Here is an 18,933-nt window from a genome sequence, read left to right on the forward strand (position 1 = left end):
CTTGGCGGCAATGGATTTCGGCCAGATCAGCAGGAGCGAGCATTTGCCCGCGCGCATCGCGGCGAAGATCGGCAGGGAGATCACCGAAGGACGTATCGCACCCGGAGAGAAACTGCCGACGGAGCATCTGCTCGCCACGACCTTCGGTGTCAGCCGCTCGGTGGTGCGGGAGGCGATAGCTCAATTGCGAAATGAGGGCCTGGTGGAAACGCGCCAGGGCGTCGGTGCCTTCGCGACCGAAATCGAGCGCCGGCAATCGCTGCGCATAGAGCAGGGTGATCTCGCCAATCGGGGAAGTTTCCGGGATCTGTTTCAGCTCCGTATTCCGCTTGAGGTGGAGGCGGCCCGGCTTGCGGCGATCCATCATACACCGCAGGAATTGGGCAGGATCGACGAGGCGTTGCAGCAGATGACCGGCGCGGAAAAATGGACGGAGCAGGGAATCGTCGCCGACCTCGCATTTCATCGGGCGATTGCGGCGGCCACCCATAACGAATATTTCCTGCTTTTCATCGGATTCATCGCCGAGCGGATCAGCCTGGCGATCAACGCGGCACGCGCCGCTGCAATACTTGAGGAGATCGTCGAAGTCACGATTGCGGAACATGTCTCTATCCGAGATGGCGTGGCGGCGCGGGATCCGGCCAGGGCCGAGGAGGCGATGCGCAACCATCTGAACGGGGCGGCGGCCCGCCTGGACCTGACGATTGAAAGCTTCTCGTCCTGAGGTTCGGGTCGGGCGGCGCAGCCCGTGAGGGGCGCATCAGACTTTACTTACCAACGGCCTAGACATGGCCAAAAAGTCATACTAGAAGCAGGTCATCTCGTTGTCAGACATCCTGACAATAGGAGGCCCGTACCTTCGAGGTACGAGATGAGCGGAGGATTTCTCGTGAGTTTCGAACAGGCACTGAGCGCTGAATCAATCCAGCCCGCGGACGCATCCGGCGCGATGCTCGTCGGGCGCGTCTGGTCCAAAACCGCCGGCGGACCTTGCCCGGTCCTGATCTCGGATGGAGAGGTTCTCGACCTGACCCCACTCGCGGCAACGATTTCCGAGCTTCTCGAGATCGACGGCCTTGTCGACGCGTTGCGCGACCCGTCGCGCTTTGCCAGCCTCGGCTCTCTCGATGCATTCCTCCGTGGCGAGGCGGGCGATCTTCTGGCGCCTGCTGATCTGCAGGCCGTCAAGGCGGCTGGCGTCACCTTTGCGGACAGCATGCTGGAGCGGGTGATCGAGGAGCAGGCCAAGGGCGATCCGCTGCGCGCGCAGGAAATTCGCGGCCGGCTGGCCCCCGTCCTCGGCGACAATCTCAAAGGTCTCGTAGCCGGCTCCGACAAGGCCGCCGAGGTCAAGAAACTGCTCCAGGAGCTTGGTCTTTGGTCGCAGTACCTCGAAGTGGGTATCGGTCCCGATGCTGAAATCTTCACCAAGGCGCAGCCCATGTCTTCGGTCGGTTGTGGTGCTTATATCGGTATCCACCCCAAATCCGACTGGAACAATCCGGAGCCGGAGGTGGTGCTGGCCGTCACGTCGAAGGGCAGGATCGTCGGTGCGACGCTCGGCAACGACGTCAATCTTCGGGACTTCGAAGGCCGCTCCGCACTGCTTCTCAGCAAGGCCAAGGACAATAATGCGTCCTGCTCGATCGGCCCCTTCATCCGGCTTTTCGACGGTGCGTTCACGATCGAGGACGTGAAACAGGCGGAAGTCTCGCTCGTCGTCGACGGCAAAGAGGGTTTCAAGATGACCGGCGTCAGCCCGATGTCGGCCATCAGCCGCAGCCCGGAAGACCTCGTATCGCAACTTCTCAACGACAACCACCAGTATCCGGATGGCGTGGTCTTCTTCCTCGGAACGATGTTTGCGCCAGTGAAGGATCGTCGGGGCGCCGGGCTCGGTTTCACCCATGAAATCGGAGACCGGGTCGAGATCTCGACGCCGCGCCTCGGACGCCTGGTGAATTGGGTCGATCATAGCGACCGCTGCCCGAAATGGAGCTTCGGCCTGGGCGCTCTGATGAAGAACCTGGCCGAACGCGGGCTCTTGCAGGCGAAACGGGAGGGCTAGATGCAAAAAGCGATCGATACGTTCTATAAACTGCTCGAGCTGCTCTTGATCGTGCTGCTCGCAGGCATGGCGGTGATGGTGTTCCTGAACGTCGTGCTGCGCTACGGCTTCAATTCGGGCATCAACGTCTCGGACGAGATGTCACGGTATTTCTTCGTGTGGCTCACCTTCATCGGTGCGGTTGTCACCTTCCGTGAAAATTCGCACGTCGGGGTCGAGACCTTGGTCTCGCTGTTCGGCCGCAAGGGCCGCATCATCTGCATGATTCTCTCCAATATCGTCGTCATCGCCGTGTCGGCGATCTTCTTCTGGGGCACCTGGAAGCAATCGCCGATCAATGCCTCGATGGCCGCACCCGTTACCGGCATCTCGATGCTGTGGGTCTACGGGATCGGATATTTCACCGGAGCGGGCGTGGTCCTGATCGCGCTCGAGCGCCTATTCCGCCTGCTGACGGGGCGCGTCACGGAAGAAGAAATCGCCGCCTTCGCCGGTGAAAACATGTCTCTCGAGCAGCTGGCGGAGCGCACTTAATGACCCTTGTCGTCTTCATCGTTTCGCTGCTCGGCGCCATGGCAATCGGCGTGCCGGTTGCCTTCTCGCTGATGTTCTGCGGCGTCATGCTCATGTGGTACATGGGCATGTTTAACACCCAGATCATCGCTCAAAACATGATCGCGGGCGCCGATACATTCACGCTCCTCGCCATCCCCTTCTTCATTCTCGCCGGTGAATTGATGAACGCCGGCGGATTGTCGCGTCGCATCATCGATTTCGCAATCGCCTGTGTCGGTCATATACGCGGCGGTCTCGGCATCGTTGCCATCATGGCGGCCGTGATCATGGCAAGTATCTCGGGTTCGGCGGCAGCCGACACCGCGGCACTTGCGGCAATCCTGATTCCGATGATGGCGAAGGCCGGCTACAACGTTCCCCGGTCTGCGGGCCTGATCGCTGCAGGTGGTGTCATTGCCCCCGTCATCCCCCCATCCATGGCCTTCATCGTGTTCGGAGTGGCGGCGAACGTCTCGATTACGCAGCTCTTCATGGCAGGCATCGTGCCCGGTCTCATCATGGGTATCGCCCTTGTCGGCACGTGGCTGCTGGTTGTGCGGAAGGATGATATCCAGCCGCTTCCACGCACGCCGGCGAGCGAGCGGCTCCGCGCCACCGGGCGGGCCCTTTGGGCTCTTGGCATGCCGGTCATCATCCTCGGCGGCATCAAGGCCGGCGTCGTGACGCCGACCGAAGCTGCCGTGGTTGCCGCAGTCTACGCCCTCTTCGTCGGCATGTTCATTTATCGGGAACTCAAGCCCCGTGACCTGCCGGGTGTCATACTCCAGGCGGCGAAGACCACCGCTGTGATCATGTTCCTCGTTTGCGCCGCGCTCGTTTCCTCGTGGCTGATCACTGCAGCGAACATACCAGCGGAAATCACCGGCTTCATCTCTCCGCTGATCGACCGCCCGACGCTTCTGATGCTCGTCATCATGCTGGTCGTATTGGTGGTGGGCACCGCACTCGACCTTACGCCCACGATCCTGATCCTGACGCCGGTGCTCATGCCGATCATCAAGCAGGCCGGAATCGATCCTGTCTATTTCGGTGTCCTGTTCATCATGAATACCTGCATAGGGCTGCTGACCCCACCAGTCGGCGTCGTATTGAACGTCGTCAGCGGCGTCGGCCGGGTTCCGCTCGGCAAGGTAATTGTCGGCGTGACGCCATTTCTGATAGCCCAAATACTCGTGCTTCTCCTTCTGGTCCTGTTCCCGGACATCGTCATCGTGCCCGCACGCTGGCTCCATTAGAAGGGCCTTAACCCGCAACCCCTCACCAACAATCCAAGGGAGGATACCCCGTGAGAAAACTGCTTCTTGCCACGACTGCCATCGCTTTCGGTCTTTCGGCCGCGGCGCCGGCTTTCGCCGAGTTCAACGACCGCAACATCCGCGTGTCGAACGGCATCAACGAAGACCATCCGGTCGGTAACGGCATCAAGGCGATGCAGGCCTGTCTCGATCAGAAATCCGGTGGCAAGCTGAAGCTCACCGCTTTCTGGGGCGGCGCGCTCGGCGGCGACCTTCAGGCGACGCAGGCCCTGCGCTCCGGCGTGCAGGAGGCCGTCGTCACCTCGTCCTCGCCGCTCGTCGGCATCATACCGGCACTCGGCGTATTCGATCTGCCGTTCCTCTTCGGCAACGCTCAGGAAGCCTACACGGTGCTCGATGGCGATTTCGGCGACATGATGAACGAGAAGCTGGAAGCGGCCGGCTTGGTCAATCTCGCCTACTGGGAAAACGGCTTCCGTAACCTGTCGAACTCGGTTCGTCCTGTCACCAAGTGGGAAGACTTCGAAGGGATGAAGGTTCGCGTGATGCAGAACAACATCTTCCTCGACACCTTCCAGAACCTCGGTGCCAACGCCACTCCGATGGCTTTCGGCGAAGTCTTCTCGGCGCTCGAAACCAAGGCGATCGATGCGCAGGAAAACCCCTATGTGACGATCGATACGTCGAAGTTCTTCGAAGTGCAGAAGTACGTGACCGAGACGAACCACGCTTATACGCCCTTCCTCTTCCTGTTCTCGAAGCCGATCTTCGACAGCTATACGCCGGAAGAGCAGGCAGCACTGCGTGAATGCGCAGTCGTCGGCCGCGATGAGGAGCGCAAGGTCATCCAGGAGCTCAACAAGAAGTCGCTGGAGAAGATCAAGGAAGCTGGTCTCGAAGTGAATACCCTGTCTGCTGAAGAACAGGCTCGCATCCGCGAGAAGTCCATGGTCGTCTATGAAAAGCACAAGGCTGAGATCGGTGCCGACGTGGTAGACGCCATTCTCGCCAAGCTGGAAGAGATCCGCAAGTAAACAACAAAACAGGCTGCGTCACGGAGCGTGGCCTTGCTCTATGCTTCCAGGAGACCCGCGGCCGTCCGGCCGCGGGTTTTATCCGATTAGGATGATTGTCCGGTAGGGGCGGATCGATATAGCTTACAGAGCGATTCTTCGCTTCAACCTGCAGGCATATGGAAACGTCGCTTTATCTCCCCGTCAAAGGCTTTCTCGAAAAGGCAGGTTACGTCGTCAAGGGCGAGATTGACGGCTGCGATCTCGTCGGCCTGAGCGACGACGATCCGCGCGTGGTCGTGATCTGCGAACTGAAGCTGCGCTTTAATCTGGAGCTCATACTGCAGGCCGTCGATCGCGCCGCTGTCGCGGACGAGGTCTGGATCGCGGCGCGGGTCTCGGCCAAGGGAAAAGGTCGCGAGGCCGATAAACGCTACCGCGATCTCTGTCGCAGGCTCGGGATAGGCATGCTCGGCATTTCCGATGCCGGCGACGTCAGCGTGATCGTCGGCTCCGTATCGCCGATGCCGCGCACCAATCCGAAACGGCGTTCGAAGCTCATGCGCGAACACCAGAGGCGGCGCGGCGATCCAGCAATAGGCGGGAGCACACGCGCGCCTGTCATGACCGCGTACCGCCAGCAGGCGCTCGGCTGTGCGCTGGCGCTGGCATCAGGCCCGCTGCGCGTGGGTGAAATCAGATCCGGCGTCCCGGATGCCGGGAAGATACTGCTTTCGAATGTCTATGGCTGGTTTGAACGGCTCGACAGAGGCGTCTATGGCCTGACGGAGGCCGGACGGGAAGCATTGCAGCGGTGGCCGCAGCAGGACACGCAGGAAAAAACGGCCGTCCCGGCATGATTTTTTACCGACGCGCTGAGCGCATGTGGGGTGCTCCATCGCATTATCGGTGGGTATGAGCATGGGGGAGGTGTTCACAGGGCAACCGGCGCTTTAGAGTTGGAGCACCTTAACGATGGGGACCGGATGACCTCTCAGCTCGACATGTTTGCCCGAGATGTGCGACCAGCAGCCGCGAGAACCGAGCGAAGCCGGGCCCGCCGGCAGGCATCGACCTCCCTTTCCGAAACCGAGATGCTTGCCGCGTTGAAGGCAACGGGTCGCTACAGGATATTGCGAAAGCTTGAAGCCCGCACGGTCGTGTCCGATGTGAGACCCGGCTTTCCCCTGAGGGGCGTCATCCTCGACACCGAGACAACCGGCCTCGATGCCCGCAGATGCGAGGTCATCGAGATCGGGCTGGTCGCATTCACCTACAACGCAGAGGGTGAGATCGGCGATGTGGTCGCTGTTTATGGCGGTTTGCAGCAGCCGACCATCGCCATTCCGCCCGACATCACCCGGCTGACGGGTATTACCGATGCCATGGTCGCCGGCCAGTCGATCGATATTGCTGCAGTCCAAGCGATCGTTGGGCCTGCGGATCTCATCATCGCCCACAATGCCGGCTTCGATCGGCCGTTTTGCGAGGCGCTTTCGGATGTGTTTGTCCGCAAGGCCTGGGCATGCTCGGTCTCCGAAATCGATTGGAGCGGGCGAGGTTTCGAAGGCACGAAGCTCGGCTATCTGATCGGTCAGAGCGGACATTTCCATGACGGGCATCGGGCTGTGGATGACTGCTTCGCTCTCCTCGAGGTGCTTGAGCAGTCTGCGGACGGTGCCAAGCTGCCGCCGTTTGCCGAACTTTACAAAGCGAGCCAGCGTTCACGGGTCAGGATTTTCGCGGAGAATGCGCCGTTCGACCTGAAGGACGTGCTGAAGGCTCGCGGGTACCGCTGGTCTGACGGCAGCGACGGCCGCCCAAAATCATGGTGGACTGAGGTCGCCGAGGAGGAGCTCGAGGCTGAACTCGGCTTCCTTCGGAAGGAGATCTATCGCTGGGACGAGGCAGATCCTCCGACGCAGCGGCTGACGGCGTTCGACAGATACCGGGCGCGAAGATAATCGAGCATCGCGGTCGAGCGCGCCCAACCCATTCGGTTGGGGGGCGGGACCATCCTACGCCGAGCGAAGACCGTAAAGCCTTGCAGTATCTTCCCGCATGAATGGCGCCCGATCCTTGTCGACCTGTTCCTGATAGGTCCGGGCATATTGATGGCCGGAATAGACGGCGGCGGCGATCAGGCCTGGCGCGAGGCAGTCGCCGAGGCGGGTGACGGTCTTGATGCCGGCATCGGCCCACTCGTCTCCGCGTGCTTTGAGCTCCAGCCACAGCGTTTCGTCCGGCAGGCGGGCGGTGACCGGGACGAGAGTGGCGCAATCGACCGGACGGGTCCTGCCGCTGTAGACGCAGGATAGTTCCAGCTGGTCTTTCGTCCGACCGGCGAGGGCCATGGCCGTGACGATCTCGACGCCGAGATCGATGAGGCGCTTCTGGATACGTGCCTGCTCCAGCGTGTTCCTGCTCCAGGGCGAAACCTGGGATTCCGGGGTTATGAAGGTGACCGTGCGTCCCCTCCTGGCGAGCAGTTCGGCGAGCACGCTGCCCATGTAGAAGCAATCGTCGTCGAAGACGATGACGGGGCCGTCGGCGGGCACCGCCTCGGCGCCCCCGGAGAGAATTGCGTCGGGAGAGACGAGGATGCCTTTCGAAAGAAAATCGAGCGGCACCCGGTGGGTGCGGCCAACGCCGTCGGTGCGCCAGCTCGCTCCGGTCGCGATCGCCACATGGGGGATGCCGTATTGCAGTATGTCGGCGGCCGAAAGCCGACTGTGCAGGTAAAGCTCGGCATTGACGCGGGTGCTGAGTTGGCCGATGCGCCAGTCGCGCACGCGGCCCCAGGTCGCAAGACCGGGTAACCGACATTCGCGCGCAACGCGACCGCCCCATTCGCCGCTGCCTTCCGCCAGCATGACATCGACGCCGCGCTGGGCAAGCGCCCGTGCCGCTTCCAGGCCCGCCGGTCCGCCGCCGATGATGAGGGCGGGTTCGGGATTTTCGGACACCGCGATGGTCTCCGGATGCCAGCCCTTGCGCCATTCCTCGCCGACCGTCGGGTTCTGTGTGCAGCGCATTGGAACGTTGGTATTGTCGCCTGAGGTGCAGATGTTGCAGCCGATGCATTCGCGGATGTCATCGATGCGCCCTTCCTCGATCTTCTTCGGGAGGAAGGGATCGGCGATCGACGGGCGCGCGGCCCCGATGAAGTCCAAAATGCCCTGCTTGATAACCCGCACCATGCTGTCCGGCGACGTATAACGGCCGACGCCGACCACCGGCTTGGTGGTGACGGATTTGACGAAGCGGATATAGGGCTCCTGGTAGCCTTCTTCGGAGAAACGAGCCGTCTGGCTATCGTTCGACCAGTCGGAGAGATTGACGTCCCAAAGGTCCGGAAGTTCGCCGAGCGCCGAAATGATGTCTTTCCCCTCTCCCTCGCAGGTGATCCCGTAGGGGCCCATCAGTTCGTCGACGGCAAGGCGCACCGCGAGCGCACAGGTGTCACCGATCGCCTCGCGCACATCATCGAGAATCTCTCGGAACAGGCGGAGCCGGTTTTCGAAGGAGCCGCCATATTCGTCGCTGCGATCGTTATGGCGGCGTGACAGGAAGTGCTGCAATACGCTCATGTCGTGGCCGGCATAGAGATAGACGATGTCGAAGCCGGCCTTTTTGGCGCGAAGCGCGGCATTGCGATACCAGCGGCGCATGTCGCTGATGTCTGCCTTATCCATTGCGCGCGCCTGGACGGGATCGAGGCTGTCGCTGACGGCGTGCGAGGGAGCGAGCGGGATCATCCGGCTGAAACGGTTGGCGACGTGAAGGCCGTTGTGCACGAGCTGGATGGCCGCGAGGCTGCCATGGGCGTGGATACGTTCCGTGACGGCGGAAAGGGCCGGCAGATCGCCGTCGTCCCAAAGACGAGCTTCGTTGGCTGGCGTCAGGTCCGATGTCGGGTGGATTTCCGCCTCCTGGGTGGAGACGACCGCCCAACCGCCTTCCGCCTTCGTGCCGCGCAGCTGGGCTTCCGCATTGGGGTAGCGGTAGCCCATGCCGGAACAGTGGGGCACCTGATAGAAGCGGTTGCGCGCTGTGACCGGGCCGATCTTGACGGGTTCGAAGAGAATATCGAAGCGGGTGTCTCGGGACATTGCCTTGGATCCTGAAGGGGAGCTGCGGCCCACCGCGCCGGAGCGCCGCGGTTGGGGTGGCGGCAAGATATCGGGAACCTTCCGTCAGGCAAGAGATTTGTTATACGAGTGTATAATATTATGCTGCGGCGTAGTTTTTGATGTGGTCCGCGGTTCGCATCCCTTCAATGCGGCCGACATAAACCAACGCACCAGCGCCGAACTTCTTCGGCGCTCGCCGCGAGCATTTCGCCCTAAGGCGCTTTTCCGGATTCACCGGGTTGGTCGGGCCACCAAATCGTGAAGCTGCCGGCCGAGTATGCCGTCGGTATCGGCAAGATCGAGCACGACGCTCATGTGGTTGAGATCAGGAACCGGGAGCAGTTCGGCACTTTCGTCCCGGGCTCGCAGCAGCTCACATAGCCCGGCCGCCTGACTCTGGAATGGCTTCGTCTCGTCGGTGCCATAGGCGATGACGCGCGTCGGGCACGGGAGCTGCGAGCTGGTGAGAGGAGACCATGCGGCGGCTTCCATCGGTGTCATTTCCGCTTCGTGTCGAAGGAAGCTGTCCGGTATGCCCGACAGGTCGTAGATTCCGCTTAGGAGCAGCAAGCCTTGAAGCGTCGGCAGGGAGGGCGGGTAGGTTTCCTCGGGCCCGGTTGCTGCGAGGAAGGAGGCAAGATGCGCGCCTGCCGAATGACCGCTGACGGTCAGTCGCGCAGGATCCGCGCCGAAATCGCTTGCGTGGGCCTGAAGCCAGAGCACCGATCGCCGAACCTGATCCACCAGCAGGTCCAAGCGGCTGCGAGGCATCAGGTTGTATTCCACCAGGGCCGCAATGCCGCCCGCCGCAAGAACCGGTGCAGCGACGAAACGATAGTTGATCTTTTCGCCGGAGCGCCAGTATCCGCCGTGAACGAACACATGCAGGGGCGCGCCGGCCTGCAGGCGCTCCGGCAAGATGACATCGACGACCTCGCGGGCGCCGGCGCCGTACGGTATGTCTGCCCGCACATCGGCGCGCGCCGATAAGGCCCGGCTGCGTTCGGCGAATTCTGTGGCGATGGTGTCGAAATCGGGCACGAAGTCGCGAATGCGGTAAAGGTCCTGTGCTGTCATCGTCTGCTCCGCCGATCAATAATCAACTGCATAATATTTCGGCTCCATGAATTCCAGAATGCCGGCCACGCCGCCTTCGCGGCCAAGGCCGCTCTGTTTAACGCCGCCGAAGGGAGCGGCGGGGTCTGACATCAGGCCCCTGTTGATGCCGAGCATGCCGGTTTCGATGCGCTTGCCGACTTTCATCGCACGGTTGAGATCGCGGCTGTAGATGTACGCGGCGAGGCCATACTCCGTATTGTTTGCGAGGCGGATCGCCTCGTCGTCGCTTTCGAACTTGTAGACAGGCGCGACCGGTCCGAAGATTTCCTCACGTGCGATCGACGCGTTTACGGGGACGTTTTCGAGTACCGTCGGCGGATAGAAGTACCCGTTTTCCATAAGCGGTTTGCCGCCGGTCGTTGCCCGCGCACCCGCGGCGAGTGCCTCTGAGACGAGCCGGTCGATCTTGCGGACGGCGTTTTGCGTGATCATCGGACCACATTGCGTCTCGGGATCGTATCCGGGACCGATCTTCAGAGACATCATCCGCGCCGTGAGGCCAGCGACAAACGCATCATGGATGCCCGCCTGGACATAGAAACGATTGGCGGCAGTGCAGGCTTCTCCAGCGTTTCGCATCTTGGCGATCATCGCACCGTCGAGTGCCGCCTCGAGGTCCGCGTCGTCGAACACGATGAAGGGCGCGTTGCCGCCGAGCTCCATCGAGCAGCTGACGACCGACTTGGCGGCTTCGGCAAGCAGAACGCGGCCAACGCCGGTCGAGCCGGTGAATGAAAGCTTACGAACCCGCGAATCGGCGAGCATCGCATTCGTTATTCCGCCTGGATTGCTTGTGGTCAGCACGTTGACGACGCCAGGCGGAACGCCCGCCTCTTCGCCGAGTCGGGCCATGGCGTAGGCCGTCAACGGCGTCTCCGAGGCAGGTTTCAGGATCACCGTGCAGCCGGCGGCAAGCGCGGGCCCGATCTTGCGCGTCGCCATTGCGGCGGGGAAATTCCAGGGCGTGATCAGGACGGCAATGCCGATCGGCTCATGGTCAACGAGGATATTGTGCGACCCGGAGGGAGTGCGCCGGAATTCGCCCGGAATGCGGGTCGCCTCTTCAGCGTACCAGCGGAAGAATTCGGCGGCATAAGCTACTTCGCCGCGTGCGTCGACCAGGGCCTTGCCGTTTTCCAGTGCGATGAGAGTTGCAAGCTCCTCGGCGTGCTGTGTCATCAGCTGATACCAGCGTCTCAGGATTTCCGAGCGCTGGCGAGCCGGAGTGGCGCGCCACCCCGCGGCAGCGGCATGCGCGGCATCGACTGCGCGCTGTGCGTCCTCGATGGAGGCGTCGGCGACCTCGGCCAGCAGATTACCGGTCGAAGGGTCGAGAACGGTTATTCCGCTACCGCTTTGCCATTTGCCGCCAATGTAGAGGCCCGCGGCGTGCAGGGCGGGATCGGCGTAGCCGGAAAACTTGGCATGGAAGGTCATGGAGGGTCCTTTCGACTCAGTTCAGGCGCGAGCGGTCGCCGCAATGGGCGGCGGTGACGAGGTTGCGCATTTCGTGCGGGTTCAGGGGGCGGGGATTGTTCTGGATGAGGCGTGCGATACCCGAGCTTTGTTCCGCCACCCAGTCGATCCGGTCTTCCTCGAGGCCGAGATCCCGCAGCGTGGCGGGAATGCCGATGCGTTCGAAGAGCGAAACGAGGGCAGGGATCACTTCATCCGGTCCGCCGAGCCCGGCCGCATGCGCGATCTGCGCGAGTTCGTCGCGGATGAGCGGCGCATTCCAGGTCATGACATAGGGCATGAGACAGGCGACCCCGAGGCCATGCGCCGTATGGGTGAGCGCGCCGACGGGGTACTGGATGGCGTGGGCCGCGGCAGTGCCCGCCACCCCGAAAGCAAGACCGGCGAGCGTTGCGCCGAGCATCACCTTTTCGCGCGCGCCGGCGTCGGCGCCGTCCTTGCATGCCCTCTCAAGCCCCTGCCACAGGAGGGTGATTGCGCCAAGGGCAAAGTGATCGGAAAGCGCGTTCTTACCGACGAAGACGCGCTGCTGCGCGATACCGGGGACGGGCTCGCGCCGGATCGCCGTGAAGGCTTCGATCGCATGCGTTAGGGCGTCCGCGCCGGCGATTGCAGTCAGGCCGGATGGGCAGGAGAGGGTGAGTTCGGGGTCGCAGATCGATACCGCCGGGATCAGGTGCGGGCTTGAAATGCCAACTTTCAGGCTACGTTCGGCATCCGAAAGCACGGCGACGGGCGTCACCTCCGAGCCGGTGCCGGCGGTGGTGGGAATGGCGATCAATGACATCACCGGGCCGGGGACGGCATGTTCGCCATAATAGTCCTGTGGCCGCCCGCCGTGGGTAAGGAGGAGGGCGACGCATTTCGCCATGTCGAGACAGGACCCGCCACCGATGCCGATGACGAGGTCCGGCGCAAAGCCCCTGGCCGCGGCAGCGCTCGCGATGCCCGATTCCACGGGGACGTCCGGCAGGGTGGAACTGTCCACCATCACCTCAAGCCCTGCCTCCTCCAGTCGCCGCACCAGCGTAAGCAGGTCGGCATCCACTGCAAGGCGCGTGTCGGTGACGATCAGCGCGCGCCGGCCGAGCTTGGCGGCGATGCCGCCAAGGGCATGGCGCTGCCCGGCGCCGAAAAGCAGTTCGCGCGGCGCCCTTAGTGTGCCGAATAGGTTCATTCCGTATGTCCTCCGATGAATTCAGCGACCTCGAGGGCCGTAAGTTGGTCGAAAAGCGGCCGCGGCAGTTCGATGCCCGTCTTCGCTGCTGCAGCGCGGCGTGCGCGTGCCCCGTCTCCCGGAATGGCGACTGGTTGCGCAGGGTCGAGCGGGCGGGATAGGCGCAGGCGGTCGAGATAGGCGGCAAGTTCCGGTGTGCTACCCGCGCCTGCCGAGGGATCGATCAGAATGAAAAGGTCGCCTTTATTGGCGGGATGAATGTCGTCGAGCGTTCCATGCACTTCAGGCGCCAGATTGGATCCGGCAAGCGCCGCGACAAGAAGCTCGATCGCAAGGCCCAGACCATATCCCTTCGCGTCGCCGAACGGTGCGATCGCCCCTGCCTGTGCCGCGTGCGGATCGGTTGTGGCGCGACCGTCTCGGTCCACTGCCCAGCCGGCGGGGATCGCTAGACCGCGCATCGCATGGTTGTTGATCTTGCCCATGGAAACGATGCTGGTTGCGAGATCCAGCACGAAAGGGCGGTCACCCGCAGGAATGCCGATTGCGACCGGATTGGTGCCGACCATGGCTTGCGTTCCGCCGAATGGGTGCACGAGCGCTTCGCTGGTCGACATGACAATGCCGATCAGGCCGTCTCTTGCGGCGGCCTCCGCATAATAGGCAAGCATTCCCATGTGATTGGCGTTGCGGATCGCGGCGATGGCGAGCCCCGTCTCCTTAAGGACGCGTTGCGTGACGAGCATGGCGTTCATCATCACGACCGGGCCCAGGCCGCGTTCGCCGTCGACGCTCAGAAAGGAGTCCCTTTGCCAGACTCCCTTTCCACGCGTCGTGGGGTTCGCAAGCCCTTTATCCAGCCGGGACAGAAGTAACGGCAGGCGTTGCAGGCCGTGGGAGGGCAGTCCGCGCAGCTCGGCCTCCACGAGGAGGTCGGCCTGGAGACGGGCGGAGTCGGCTGGAACACCCCGCTTATCGAGTAGAGCAACGGCCAAATTCCTCAACCGATCGGGCGAGAGCCTCATCCAGAAATCCTATATCAGATCATATACGATATTGTATTTGACATGCGATATGTTATTTGCAACAAAACCTGGTATGTCAATAAGCAGTCGGAGAATGGCAGTGGCAATTGCAGCGGAGCGGGCAGGCAGGAGCGGCGGTATCCGCCCGACGAGTGTGGTCGAAAGCGTCTATGACAGCATCTATCACCGGCTGATGGCGCTCGATATTGCGCCTGGTGCACGCATTCCGATCGATGTCCTCGCTCGCGAACTCGGCGTTTCCCAGACCCCGATCCGCGAGGCCCTGAGCCGCCTGGAACGCGAGGGCCTCGTTCGAAAGGAGCATCTGATCGGCTATAGTGCGGCCCCGCAATGGACGCGCAAGCAGTTCGAAGACCTCTATGCTTTTCGTCTGCTGATCGAACCCGAAGCGGCCCGGCTTGCCGTCGCCAACATGACTGCGGAGGCGCTCCAGCAGCTCGAGAATTCCGCGGCCGATATGGGCCACGGCGAGGCTCCGGTCGATCGTAACACGCGCTACTCCCGCTTTGCCCGCGCCGATGCGCAGTTCCATGACGCGATCCTGAAGATCGCCGGGAACGACGTGATCCGCAGCACGCTGTCGAACCAGCATGTCCATCTGCACATCTTCCGGCTGATGTTCCACATCCGGGTGACTCAGGAGGCGCTCGAAGAGCATGAGAGTCTGCTGGCTGCCTTCCGGGCGCGCGATCCGCAGGCCGCATACGATGCCATGCGCGTCCACATCGAACGCTCGCGCGATCGTTTGCTTTCGGCTTTCGAATGAACGCGGTCCTGCCTTCCAATGCGGTCGCGCCGCTGCCAAACCCTGCTGTTGCCGCACTCGCGGCAGAGGGCCTTGGCAAAGCCTACGGTCCGATTACCGTCCTTTCGGATGTCACGCTTGAGGTTCGCGCTGGAGAGGTTCACGCCATTATCGGTGAGAACGGCGCCGGAAAATCGACGCTGATGAAGCTCCTTTCCGGCCATGTTGCCCCGACGGCCGGCCACCTGCTCCTGGAGGGGAAGTCGATCGAGTTCCGAAACGCGGTGGAGGCGGAGAATGCCGGCATCGTACTCGTGCACCAGGAAATCCTGCTCGCTGCGGACCTCACCGTCGCGGAAAACCTGTATCTGGGTCGCGAGGTCGGCCGCGGTCTGCTGGTCGATGACAAGGCGATGAACAGTCGTGCCGCCGAACTCCTCGCGCGGGTCGGTTCAGCGGCCCGGCCGCGCGACCGTGTGGGTGAGTTGCCGCTCGCCCAGCGCCAGCTCGTGCAGATCGCGCGCGCCCTCCTGGACGAGCGAAAGGTCGTCATCTTCGACGAGCCGACTGCGGTTCTCGCAAACGACGAAGTGGTGGCGCTGCTCGACATCGTCCGCAGCTTGCGCGATCACGGGGTTGCGGTGCTCTACATCTCCCATCGTCTCGATGAGGTTCAGGCGATTGCCGACCGGGTCACCGTGCTTCGCGACGGCCGCATGATCGGGACCTGGCCGGCGCCGGGCCTCGGCCAGCGTGAAATGGCGGAGCTGATGGTCGGGCGGGAGCTGGAAATGCTCTATCCGCATAAGCGGCCAACCGCGACTGCGGCTCCGATCCTTTCGGTCACCAACCTTGCCGTCGACCACGGCTCGCAGAAGGTCTCATTTAGCGTCAGGCCCGGCGAGGTGCTGGGTATCGGCGGCATGATCGGGGCGGGTCGTACCGAACTGATCGAGGGCCTGATGGGTCTTCGTCCGTCAGAGGTTAAAAGCATTGTCCTGAACGGCCGGCAGATCGGGAGCCGTTCCGTCGGCACCCTGATGGAGGCCGGCCTGGTTTACCTCACCGAGGACCGCAAGGGCAAAGGCCTGCTCCTGGAGGAGAAGCTCGGTCCCAACCTCACCCTGCAGGCGCTGGACACGATCAATCCGGGTGTCCTTCTGGACAAGCGGGGAGAGCTTTCCCGCCTTCGAAAGGCGGTGGCCGATTACGACATCCGCGTTCGCTCGCTCCGCCTCGAAGCCAGCCAGCTTTCGGGTGGGAACCAGCAGAAGCTGCTCCTCGCCAAGGTCATGATGGCCGACCCCTCGGTGATCATCATCGACGAGCCGACGCGCGGGATCGATATCGGCAACAAGAGCCAGATCTATGAATTCATCGACGGGATGGTGCGCGCCGGCAAGGCCTGCATCGTCATTTCGTCGGAAATGCCGGAACTGGTGGGTCTTTCCGACCGCGTTCTGGTGATGCGTGCCGGGAGGATCGTCGCTGAGCTGAGCGGCAACGAAATCAATGAGGAAAATGTCGTCTACGCCGCCACGACCGGTGGGCGCGCGGACGTCGGGGAGGAGAAACATGACCGCAGCGACAGCAACACTCGCACCCACTGACGACGGAGCGCGCATCCGTTGGGCCGATCTGGCGCCCTTCATCGCCCTTGCGGTGATCGTGCTGTTCGGGGCGCTGGTGAACTCCAATTTCGTGTCGTCGGCCAACCTGATCAACGTCATTACGCGGAGCGCCTTCATCGCGATCATCGCCGTCGGTGCGACCTTCGTTATCTCGTCCGGCGGGCTCGACCTGTCCGTGGGCTCGATGATGGCCTTCGTCACCGGTATCATGATCATGGCGATGAACCATCTCGCCCCGGCATTTGGAACCTGGGCGATTCCGATGGGAGCGGGCATCGCGCTGCTGGTGGGAGCGCTGTGCGGCCTGTTCAACGGGCTTATCGTGACCGTCGGGCGAATAGAGCCCTTCATCGTGACGCTGGGCACGATGGGCATTTTCCGCGCCTTCATCACCTTCATGACCGACGGCGGCTCGCTGCCTATCGATCGCAGTCTCCGGGAAGCCTATCGTCCGGTCTATTTCGGCAGCGTCTTCGGTATTCCTTATCCGGTGCTCATCACCTTCGTCGTCGTCGTGGCCGGCGCCTTCCTGCTCTACAAGACCAAGTATGGCCGCCGCTTGAAGTCGGCGGGATCGAATGTCGAGGTCGCGCGCTTTTCAGGCGTCAACGTCGCCGGAGTCCGTACCGTCGCTTATGTGATCCAGGGCTTCTGCGTCGCCGTCGCTGCTATCTGCTATGTGCCCCGCCTCGGCGCGGCGACGCCAACGACCGGACAGCTCTGGGAGCTGCAGGTCATCACCGCGGTCGTGATCGGCGGCACGGTGCTCCGCGGCGGGCGGGGACGCATCGGCGGCACGGTGGCCGGCGCCCTCATCCTCGAGGTGATCGCCAACGTCATGGTTCTGTCGGACATGGTCTCGGAATACCTCGTCGCCGCCGTTCAGGGAGCGATCATCATCGTCGCCATGCTGGCGCACCGCTTTACTGCCAACCGCTGAAAACAGCACCGACTTCGAAGGAGGAGAAAATGAAGTCTATTATCCGCAAGGCTGGACTCTTGTTATCGACGGCTACCCTGGTCCTGGCTCTGCCGCTGGGCAGCGCTCAGGCCCAGGAGAGGAACGTGACTGTCGCCGTCTCAATTCCGGCCGCAACGCATGGATGGACGGGAGGAGTCGTCTACCATGCAGAGCAGGCTGAGAAGGAGGTCGAGGCCGCCTTTCCGAATGTAGACGTCGTGCTGTCGACCGCGTCATCGGCGACCGCGCAGGTCTCCGCGCTTGAAGACCTGTCGGCGACCCGGAAGCTCGACGCGCTGGTCATTCTGCCGTTTACGTCGGAAGAACTGACCGGACCGGTCGAGCAGATCAAGGAAAAGGGCACCTTCATCTCCGTGGTCGACCGTGGCCTCACCGACCCGACGATCCAGGACCTCTATGTCGCTGGCGACAACATCGCCGTGGGTGCCAATACGGCGCACTGGCTTTCCGATAAACTTGGCGGGGAGGGCGAGATCGTCGTCTTGCGCGGCATCCCGACCGTGATCGACGACGAACGCATCAAAGGCTTCTCGGACGTCATCAACAAGACGAAGATCAAGATCCTCGATATCCAGTACGCCAACTGGAACCAGGACGAAGCCTTCAAGCTCATGCAGGACTATCTTGCAAAGTACCCGAAGATCGACGCCGTCTGGGCCAACGACGACGACATGTTGCTCGGCGTCATCGAGGCCGTCGACCGTGCGGGCCGCAAGGACATCAAGTATGCCCTCGGCGGCAACGGCATGAAGCAAGTCATCGAAATGGTGAAGGAAGGCAATGAGCGCACGCCGGTCTCGACTCCCTATCCGCCGTCAATGATCAAGTCGGCCATCTATATGACCGCGGCACAATTCGCCGGTCAGGCGCCGATGCGCGGTTCGTTCCTGCTCGGTGCACCGCTTATCACTCCGGAGAACGCCGACCAGTTCTACTTCCCCGATTCCCCATTCTGAGTGTTGCCCGGCCTGCTGGCCGGCATCGATCAAACACGAGAGCGGGGTGAGGAAAAATATGTGCGGCTTCCACCCGCATCCCGTATCTCGACTTATCCAAGGCAACAGGAGATATGACATGAGCGGCAAGAAGATCCTCATGCTAACCGGCGAATTCACCGAAGAGTATGAAATCTACGTTTTTCAAAAGGGCATGGAGGCCGTCGGCCACACGGTGCACGTCGTCTGCCCGGACAAAAAGGCGGGCGACCGTATCAAGACCTCGTTGCACGACTTCGAGGGCGACCAGACCTACACGGAGAAGCTCGGCCATTACGCCGACATCAACAAGACGTTTTCCGAAGTGCGGGTCGAGGAATATGACGCTGTTTATGCAGCCGGCGGACGCGGCCCCGAATATATCCGCACCGACAAGCGCGTTCAGGACATGGTGCGGCACTTCCACGACACGGGCAAGCCGATCTTCACGATCTGCCACGGGGTGCAGATCCTCATGGCTGTGCCTGGCGTGCTGAAGGGCCGCAAGGTCGCCGGCCTTGGTGCCTGCGAGCCGGAGGTGACGGCTGTCGGTGGCACCTACATCGACGTGGAGCCCACCGGGGCCTATGTCGACGGCAACATGGTCTCGGCGAAGGGGTGGACGGGCCTTGCCGCTTTCATGCGCGAGTGCCTGAACGTGCTCGGCACGAAGATCACCCACACGTAATGGATTGAGAGTGAGATCGACAACTGCCCTCGGGTGATCGGCCCGA

The 18,933-nt window shown here is 62.3% G+C and carries 17 protein-coding genes; 12 read left to right on the top strand and 5 right to left on the bottom strand.

Features of this window, described 5'->3' with window-relative positions; all coding sequences use genetic code 11:
• The first annotated feature begins 1 nt into the window (after nt 1).
• The 7 genes from CN933_RS18905 to CN933_RS18935 all read left to right on the top strand — a co-directional run bounded on the left by CN933_RS18905 (nt 2) and on the right by CN933_RS18935 (nt 6,880).
• Nucleotides 2-727 carry a FadR/GntR family transcriptional regulator gene (locus tag CN933_RS18905; RefSeq protein WP_102762105.1) on the top strand — a complete coding sequence of 242 codons (726 nt, stop codon included), beginning with the start codon at nt 2-4 and terminating at the stop codon, nt 725-727.
• A 147-nt stretch (nt 728-874) separates the two neighbouring features.
• Complete coding sequence (locus tag CN933_RS18910; protein ID WP_102762107.1) at nt 875-2,071, top strand: fumarylacetoacetate hydrolase family protein; 1,197 nt, start codon at nt 875-877, stop codon at nt 2,069-2,071.
• Complete coding sequence (locus CN933_RS18915; protein ID WP_018096421.1) at nt 2,072-2,605, top strand: TRAP transporter small permease; 534 nt, start codon at nt 2,072-2,074, stop codon at nt 2,603-2,605.
• On the top strand, nt 2,605-3,882 hold the full coding sequence (locus CN933_RS18920; RefSeq protein ID WP_102762108.1) for a TRAP transporter large permease: 1,278 nt from the start codon (nt 2,605-2,607) through the stop codon (nt 3,880-3,882). The genes CN933_RS18915 and CN933_RS18920 overlap by 1 nt, the downstream gene beginning before the upstream one ends.
• Nucleotides 3,883-3,932: 50 nt before the next feature.
• Nucleotides 3,933-4,937 (top strand): TRAP transporter substrate-binding protein, encoded by a 1,005-nt coding sequence (locus tag CN933_RS18925; RefSeq protein ID WP_100673505.1) that lies wholly within the window; start codon nt 3,933-3,935, stop codon nt 4,935-4,937.
• Nucleotides 4,938-5,095: 158 nt separating this feature from the next.
• Nucleotides 5,096-5,776: a DUF2161 domain-containing phosphodiesterase gene (locus tag CN933_RS18930; protein WP_018096418.1), complete on the top strand. Its 681-nt coding sequence runs from the start codon at nt 5,096-5,098 to the stop codon at nt 5,774-5,776.
• 126 nt (nt 5,777-5,902) lie between these two features.
• Complete coding sequence (locus tag CN933_RS18935) at nt 5,903-6,880, top strand: 3'-5' exonuclease (RefSeq protein ID WP_102762110.1); 978 nt, start codon at nt 5,903-5,905, stop codon at nt 6,878-6,880.
• 54 nt (nt 6,881-6,934) lie between these two features.
• Here CN933_RS18935 and CN933_RS18940 read toward each other — a convergent pair whose 3' ends face one another.
• The 5 genes from CN933_RS18940 to CN933_RS18960 all read right to left on the bottom strand — a co-directional run bounded on the left by CN933_RS18940 (nt 6,935) and on the right by CN933_RS18960 (nt 13,846).
• The gene (locus tag CN933_RS18940) at nt 6,935-9,028 is read right to left on the bottom strand and encodes an oxidoreductase (protein WP_102762111.1); all 2,094 of its coding nucleotides are present in this window, start codon (nt 9,026-9,028) and stop codon (nt 6,935-6,937) included.
• A 252-nt stretch (nt 9,029-9,280) separates the two neighbouring features.
• Entirely contained in the window at nt 9,281-10,126 is an 846-nt protein-coding gene (locus tag CN933_RS18945; protein WP_102762113.1) for an alpha/beta hydrolase, read from the bottom strand.
• A gap of 15 nt (nt 10,127-10,141) precedes the next feature.
• Complete coding sequence (locus CN933_RS18950) at nt 10,142-11,605, bottom strand: NAD-dependent succinate-semialdehyde dehydrogenase (RefSeq protein ID WP_102762115.1); 1,464 nt, start codon at nt 11,603-11,605, stop codon at nt 10,142-10,144.
• Between the two features lie 16 nt (nt 11,606-11,621).
• Nucleotides 11,622-12,821, bottom strand: a complete 1,200-nt coding sequence (locus CN933_RS18955; RefSeq protein WP_102762117.1) for an iron-containing alcohol dehydrogenase — start codon at nt 12,819-12,821, stop codon at nt 11,622-11,624.
• Entirely contained in the window at nt 12,818-13,846 is a 1,029-nt protein-coding gene (locus tag CN933_RS18960; protein WP_102762119.1) for an Ldh family oxidoreductase, read from the bottom strand. The genes CN933_RS18955 and CN933_RS18960 overlap by 4 nt, the downstream gene beginning before the upstream one ends.
• A 94-nt stretch (nt 13,847-13,940) precedes the next feature.
• Between CN933_RS18960 and CN933_RS18965 the strand changes: the two genes are divergently transcribed.
• The 5 genes from CN933_RS18965 (at nt 13,941) to CN933_RS18985 (ending at nt 18,887) form a co-directional block, all read left to right on the top strand.
• Complete coding sequence (locus CN933_RS18965; protein WP_102762122.1) at nt 13,941-14,633, top strand: GntR family transcriptional regulator; 693 nt, start codon at nt 13,941-13,943, stop codon at nt 14,631-14,633.
• On the top strand, nt 14,630-16,222 hold the full coding sequence (locus tag CN933_RS18970; RefSeq protein ID WP_102762123.1) for a sugar ABC transporter ATP-binding protein: 1,593 nt from the start codon (nt 14,630-14,632) through the stop codon (nt 16,220-16,222). Before CN933_RS18965 ends, CN933_RS18970 begins: the two co-directional genes overlap by 4 nt.
• Complete coding sequence (locus CN933_RS18975) at nt 16,188-17,183, top strand: ABC transporter permease (RefSeq protein ID WP_102762124.1); 996 nt, start codon at nt 16,188-16,190, stop codon at nt 17,181-17,183. The genes CN933_RS18970 and CN933_RS18975 overlap by 35 nt, the downstream gene beginning before the upstream one ends.
• A gap of 29 nt (nt 17,184-17,212) precedes the next feature.
• Nucleotides 17,213-18,181, top strand: a complete 969-nt coding sequence (locus CN933_RS18980) for a substrate-binding domain-containing protein (RefSeq protein WP_018096407.1) — start codon at nt 17,213-17,215, stop codon at nt 18,179-18,181.
• Nucleotides 18,182-18,299: 118 nt separating this feature from the next.
• Nucleotides 18,300-18,887, top strand: a complete 588-nt coding sequence (locus CN933_RS18985) for a DJ-1/PfpI family protein (protein ID WP_102762126.1) — start codon at nt 18,300-18,302, stop codon at nt 18,885-18,887.
• Nucleotides 18,888-18,933: the final 46 nt, after the last annotated feature.

The organism is Sinorhizobium sp. M4_45, assembly GCF_002885915.1.
Taxonomy (GTDB): domain Bacteria; phylum Pseudomonadota; class Alphaproteobacteria; order Rhizobiales; family Rhizobiaceae; genus Sinorhizobium; species Sinorhizobium meliloti_A.

What these genes read in the sequence shown, in the direction of transcription:
- CN933_RS18910 (WP_102762107.1), top strand. Translation starts at nt 875, where the DNA reads ATGAGCGGAGGATTTCTCGTGAGTTTCGAACAGGCACTGAGCGCTGAA.
- CN933_RS18915 (WP_018096421.1), top strand. Translation starts at nt 2,072, where the DNA reads ATGCAAAAAGCGATCGATACGTTCTATAAACTGCTCGAGCTGCTCTTG.
- CN933_RS18920 (WP_102762108.1), top strand. Translation starts at nt 2,605, where the DNA reads ATGACCCTTGTCGTCTTCATCGTTTCGCTGCTCGGCGCCATGGCAATC.
- CN933_RS18930 (WP_018096418.1), top strand. Translation starts at nt 5,096, where the DNA reads ATGGAAACGTCGCTTTATCTCCCCGTCAAAGGCTTTCTCGAAAAGGCA.
- CN933_RS18935 (WP_102762110.1), top strand. Translation starts at nt 5,903, where the DNA reads ATGACCTCTCAGCTCGACATGTTTGCCCGAGATGTGCGACCAGCAGCC.
- CN933_RS18940 (WP_102762111.1), bottom strand. Translation starts at nt 9,028, where the DNA reads ATGTCCCGAGACACCCGCTTCGATATTCTCTTCGAACCCGTCAAGATC.
- CN933_RS18945 (WP_102762113.1), bottom strand. Translation starts at nt 10,126, where the DNA reads ATGACAGCACAGGACCTTTACCGCATTCGCGACTTCGTGCCCGATTTC.
- CN933_RS18950 (WP_102762115.1), bottom strand. Translation starts at nt 11,605, where the DNA reads ATGACCTTCCATGCCAAGTTTTCCGGCTACGCCGATCCCGCCCTGCAC.
- CN933_RS18955 (WP_102762117.1), bottom strand. Translation starts at nt 12,821, where the DNA reads ATGAACCTATTCGGCACACTAAGGGCGCCGCGCGAACTGCTTTTCGGC.
- CN933_RS18960 (WP_102762119.1), bottom strand. Translation starts at nt 13,846, where the DNA reads ATGAGGCTCTCGCCCGATCGGTTGAGGAATTTGGCCGTTGCTCTACTC.
- CN933_RS18965 (WP_102762122.1), top strand. Translation starts at nt 13,941, where the DNA reads ATGGCAGTGGCAATTGCAGCGGAGCGGGCAGGCAGGAGCGGCGGTATC.
- CN933_RS18970 (WP_102762123.1), top strand. Translation starts at nt 14,630, where the DNA reads ATGAACGCGGTCCTGCCTTCCAATGCGGTCGCGCCGCTGCCAAACCCT.
- CN933_RS18975 (WP_102762124.1), top strand. Translation starts at nt 16,188, where the DNA reads ATGACCGCAGCGACAGCAACACTCGCACCCACTGACGACGGAGCGCGC.
- CN933_RS18980 (WP_018096407.1), top strand. Translation starts at nt 17,213, where the DNA reads ATGAAGTCTATTATCCGCAAGGCTGGACTCTTGTTATCGACGGCTACC.
- CN933_RS18985 (WP_102762126.1), top strand. Translation starts at nt 18,300, where the DNA reads ATGAGCGGCAAGAAGATCCTCATGCTAACCGGCGAATTCACCGAAGAG.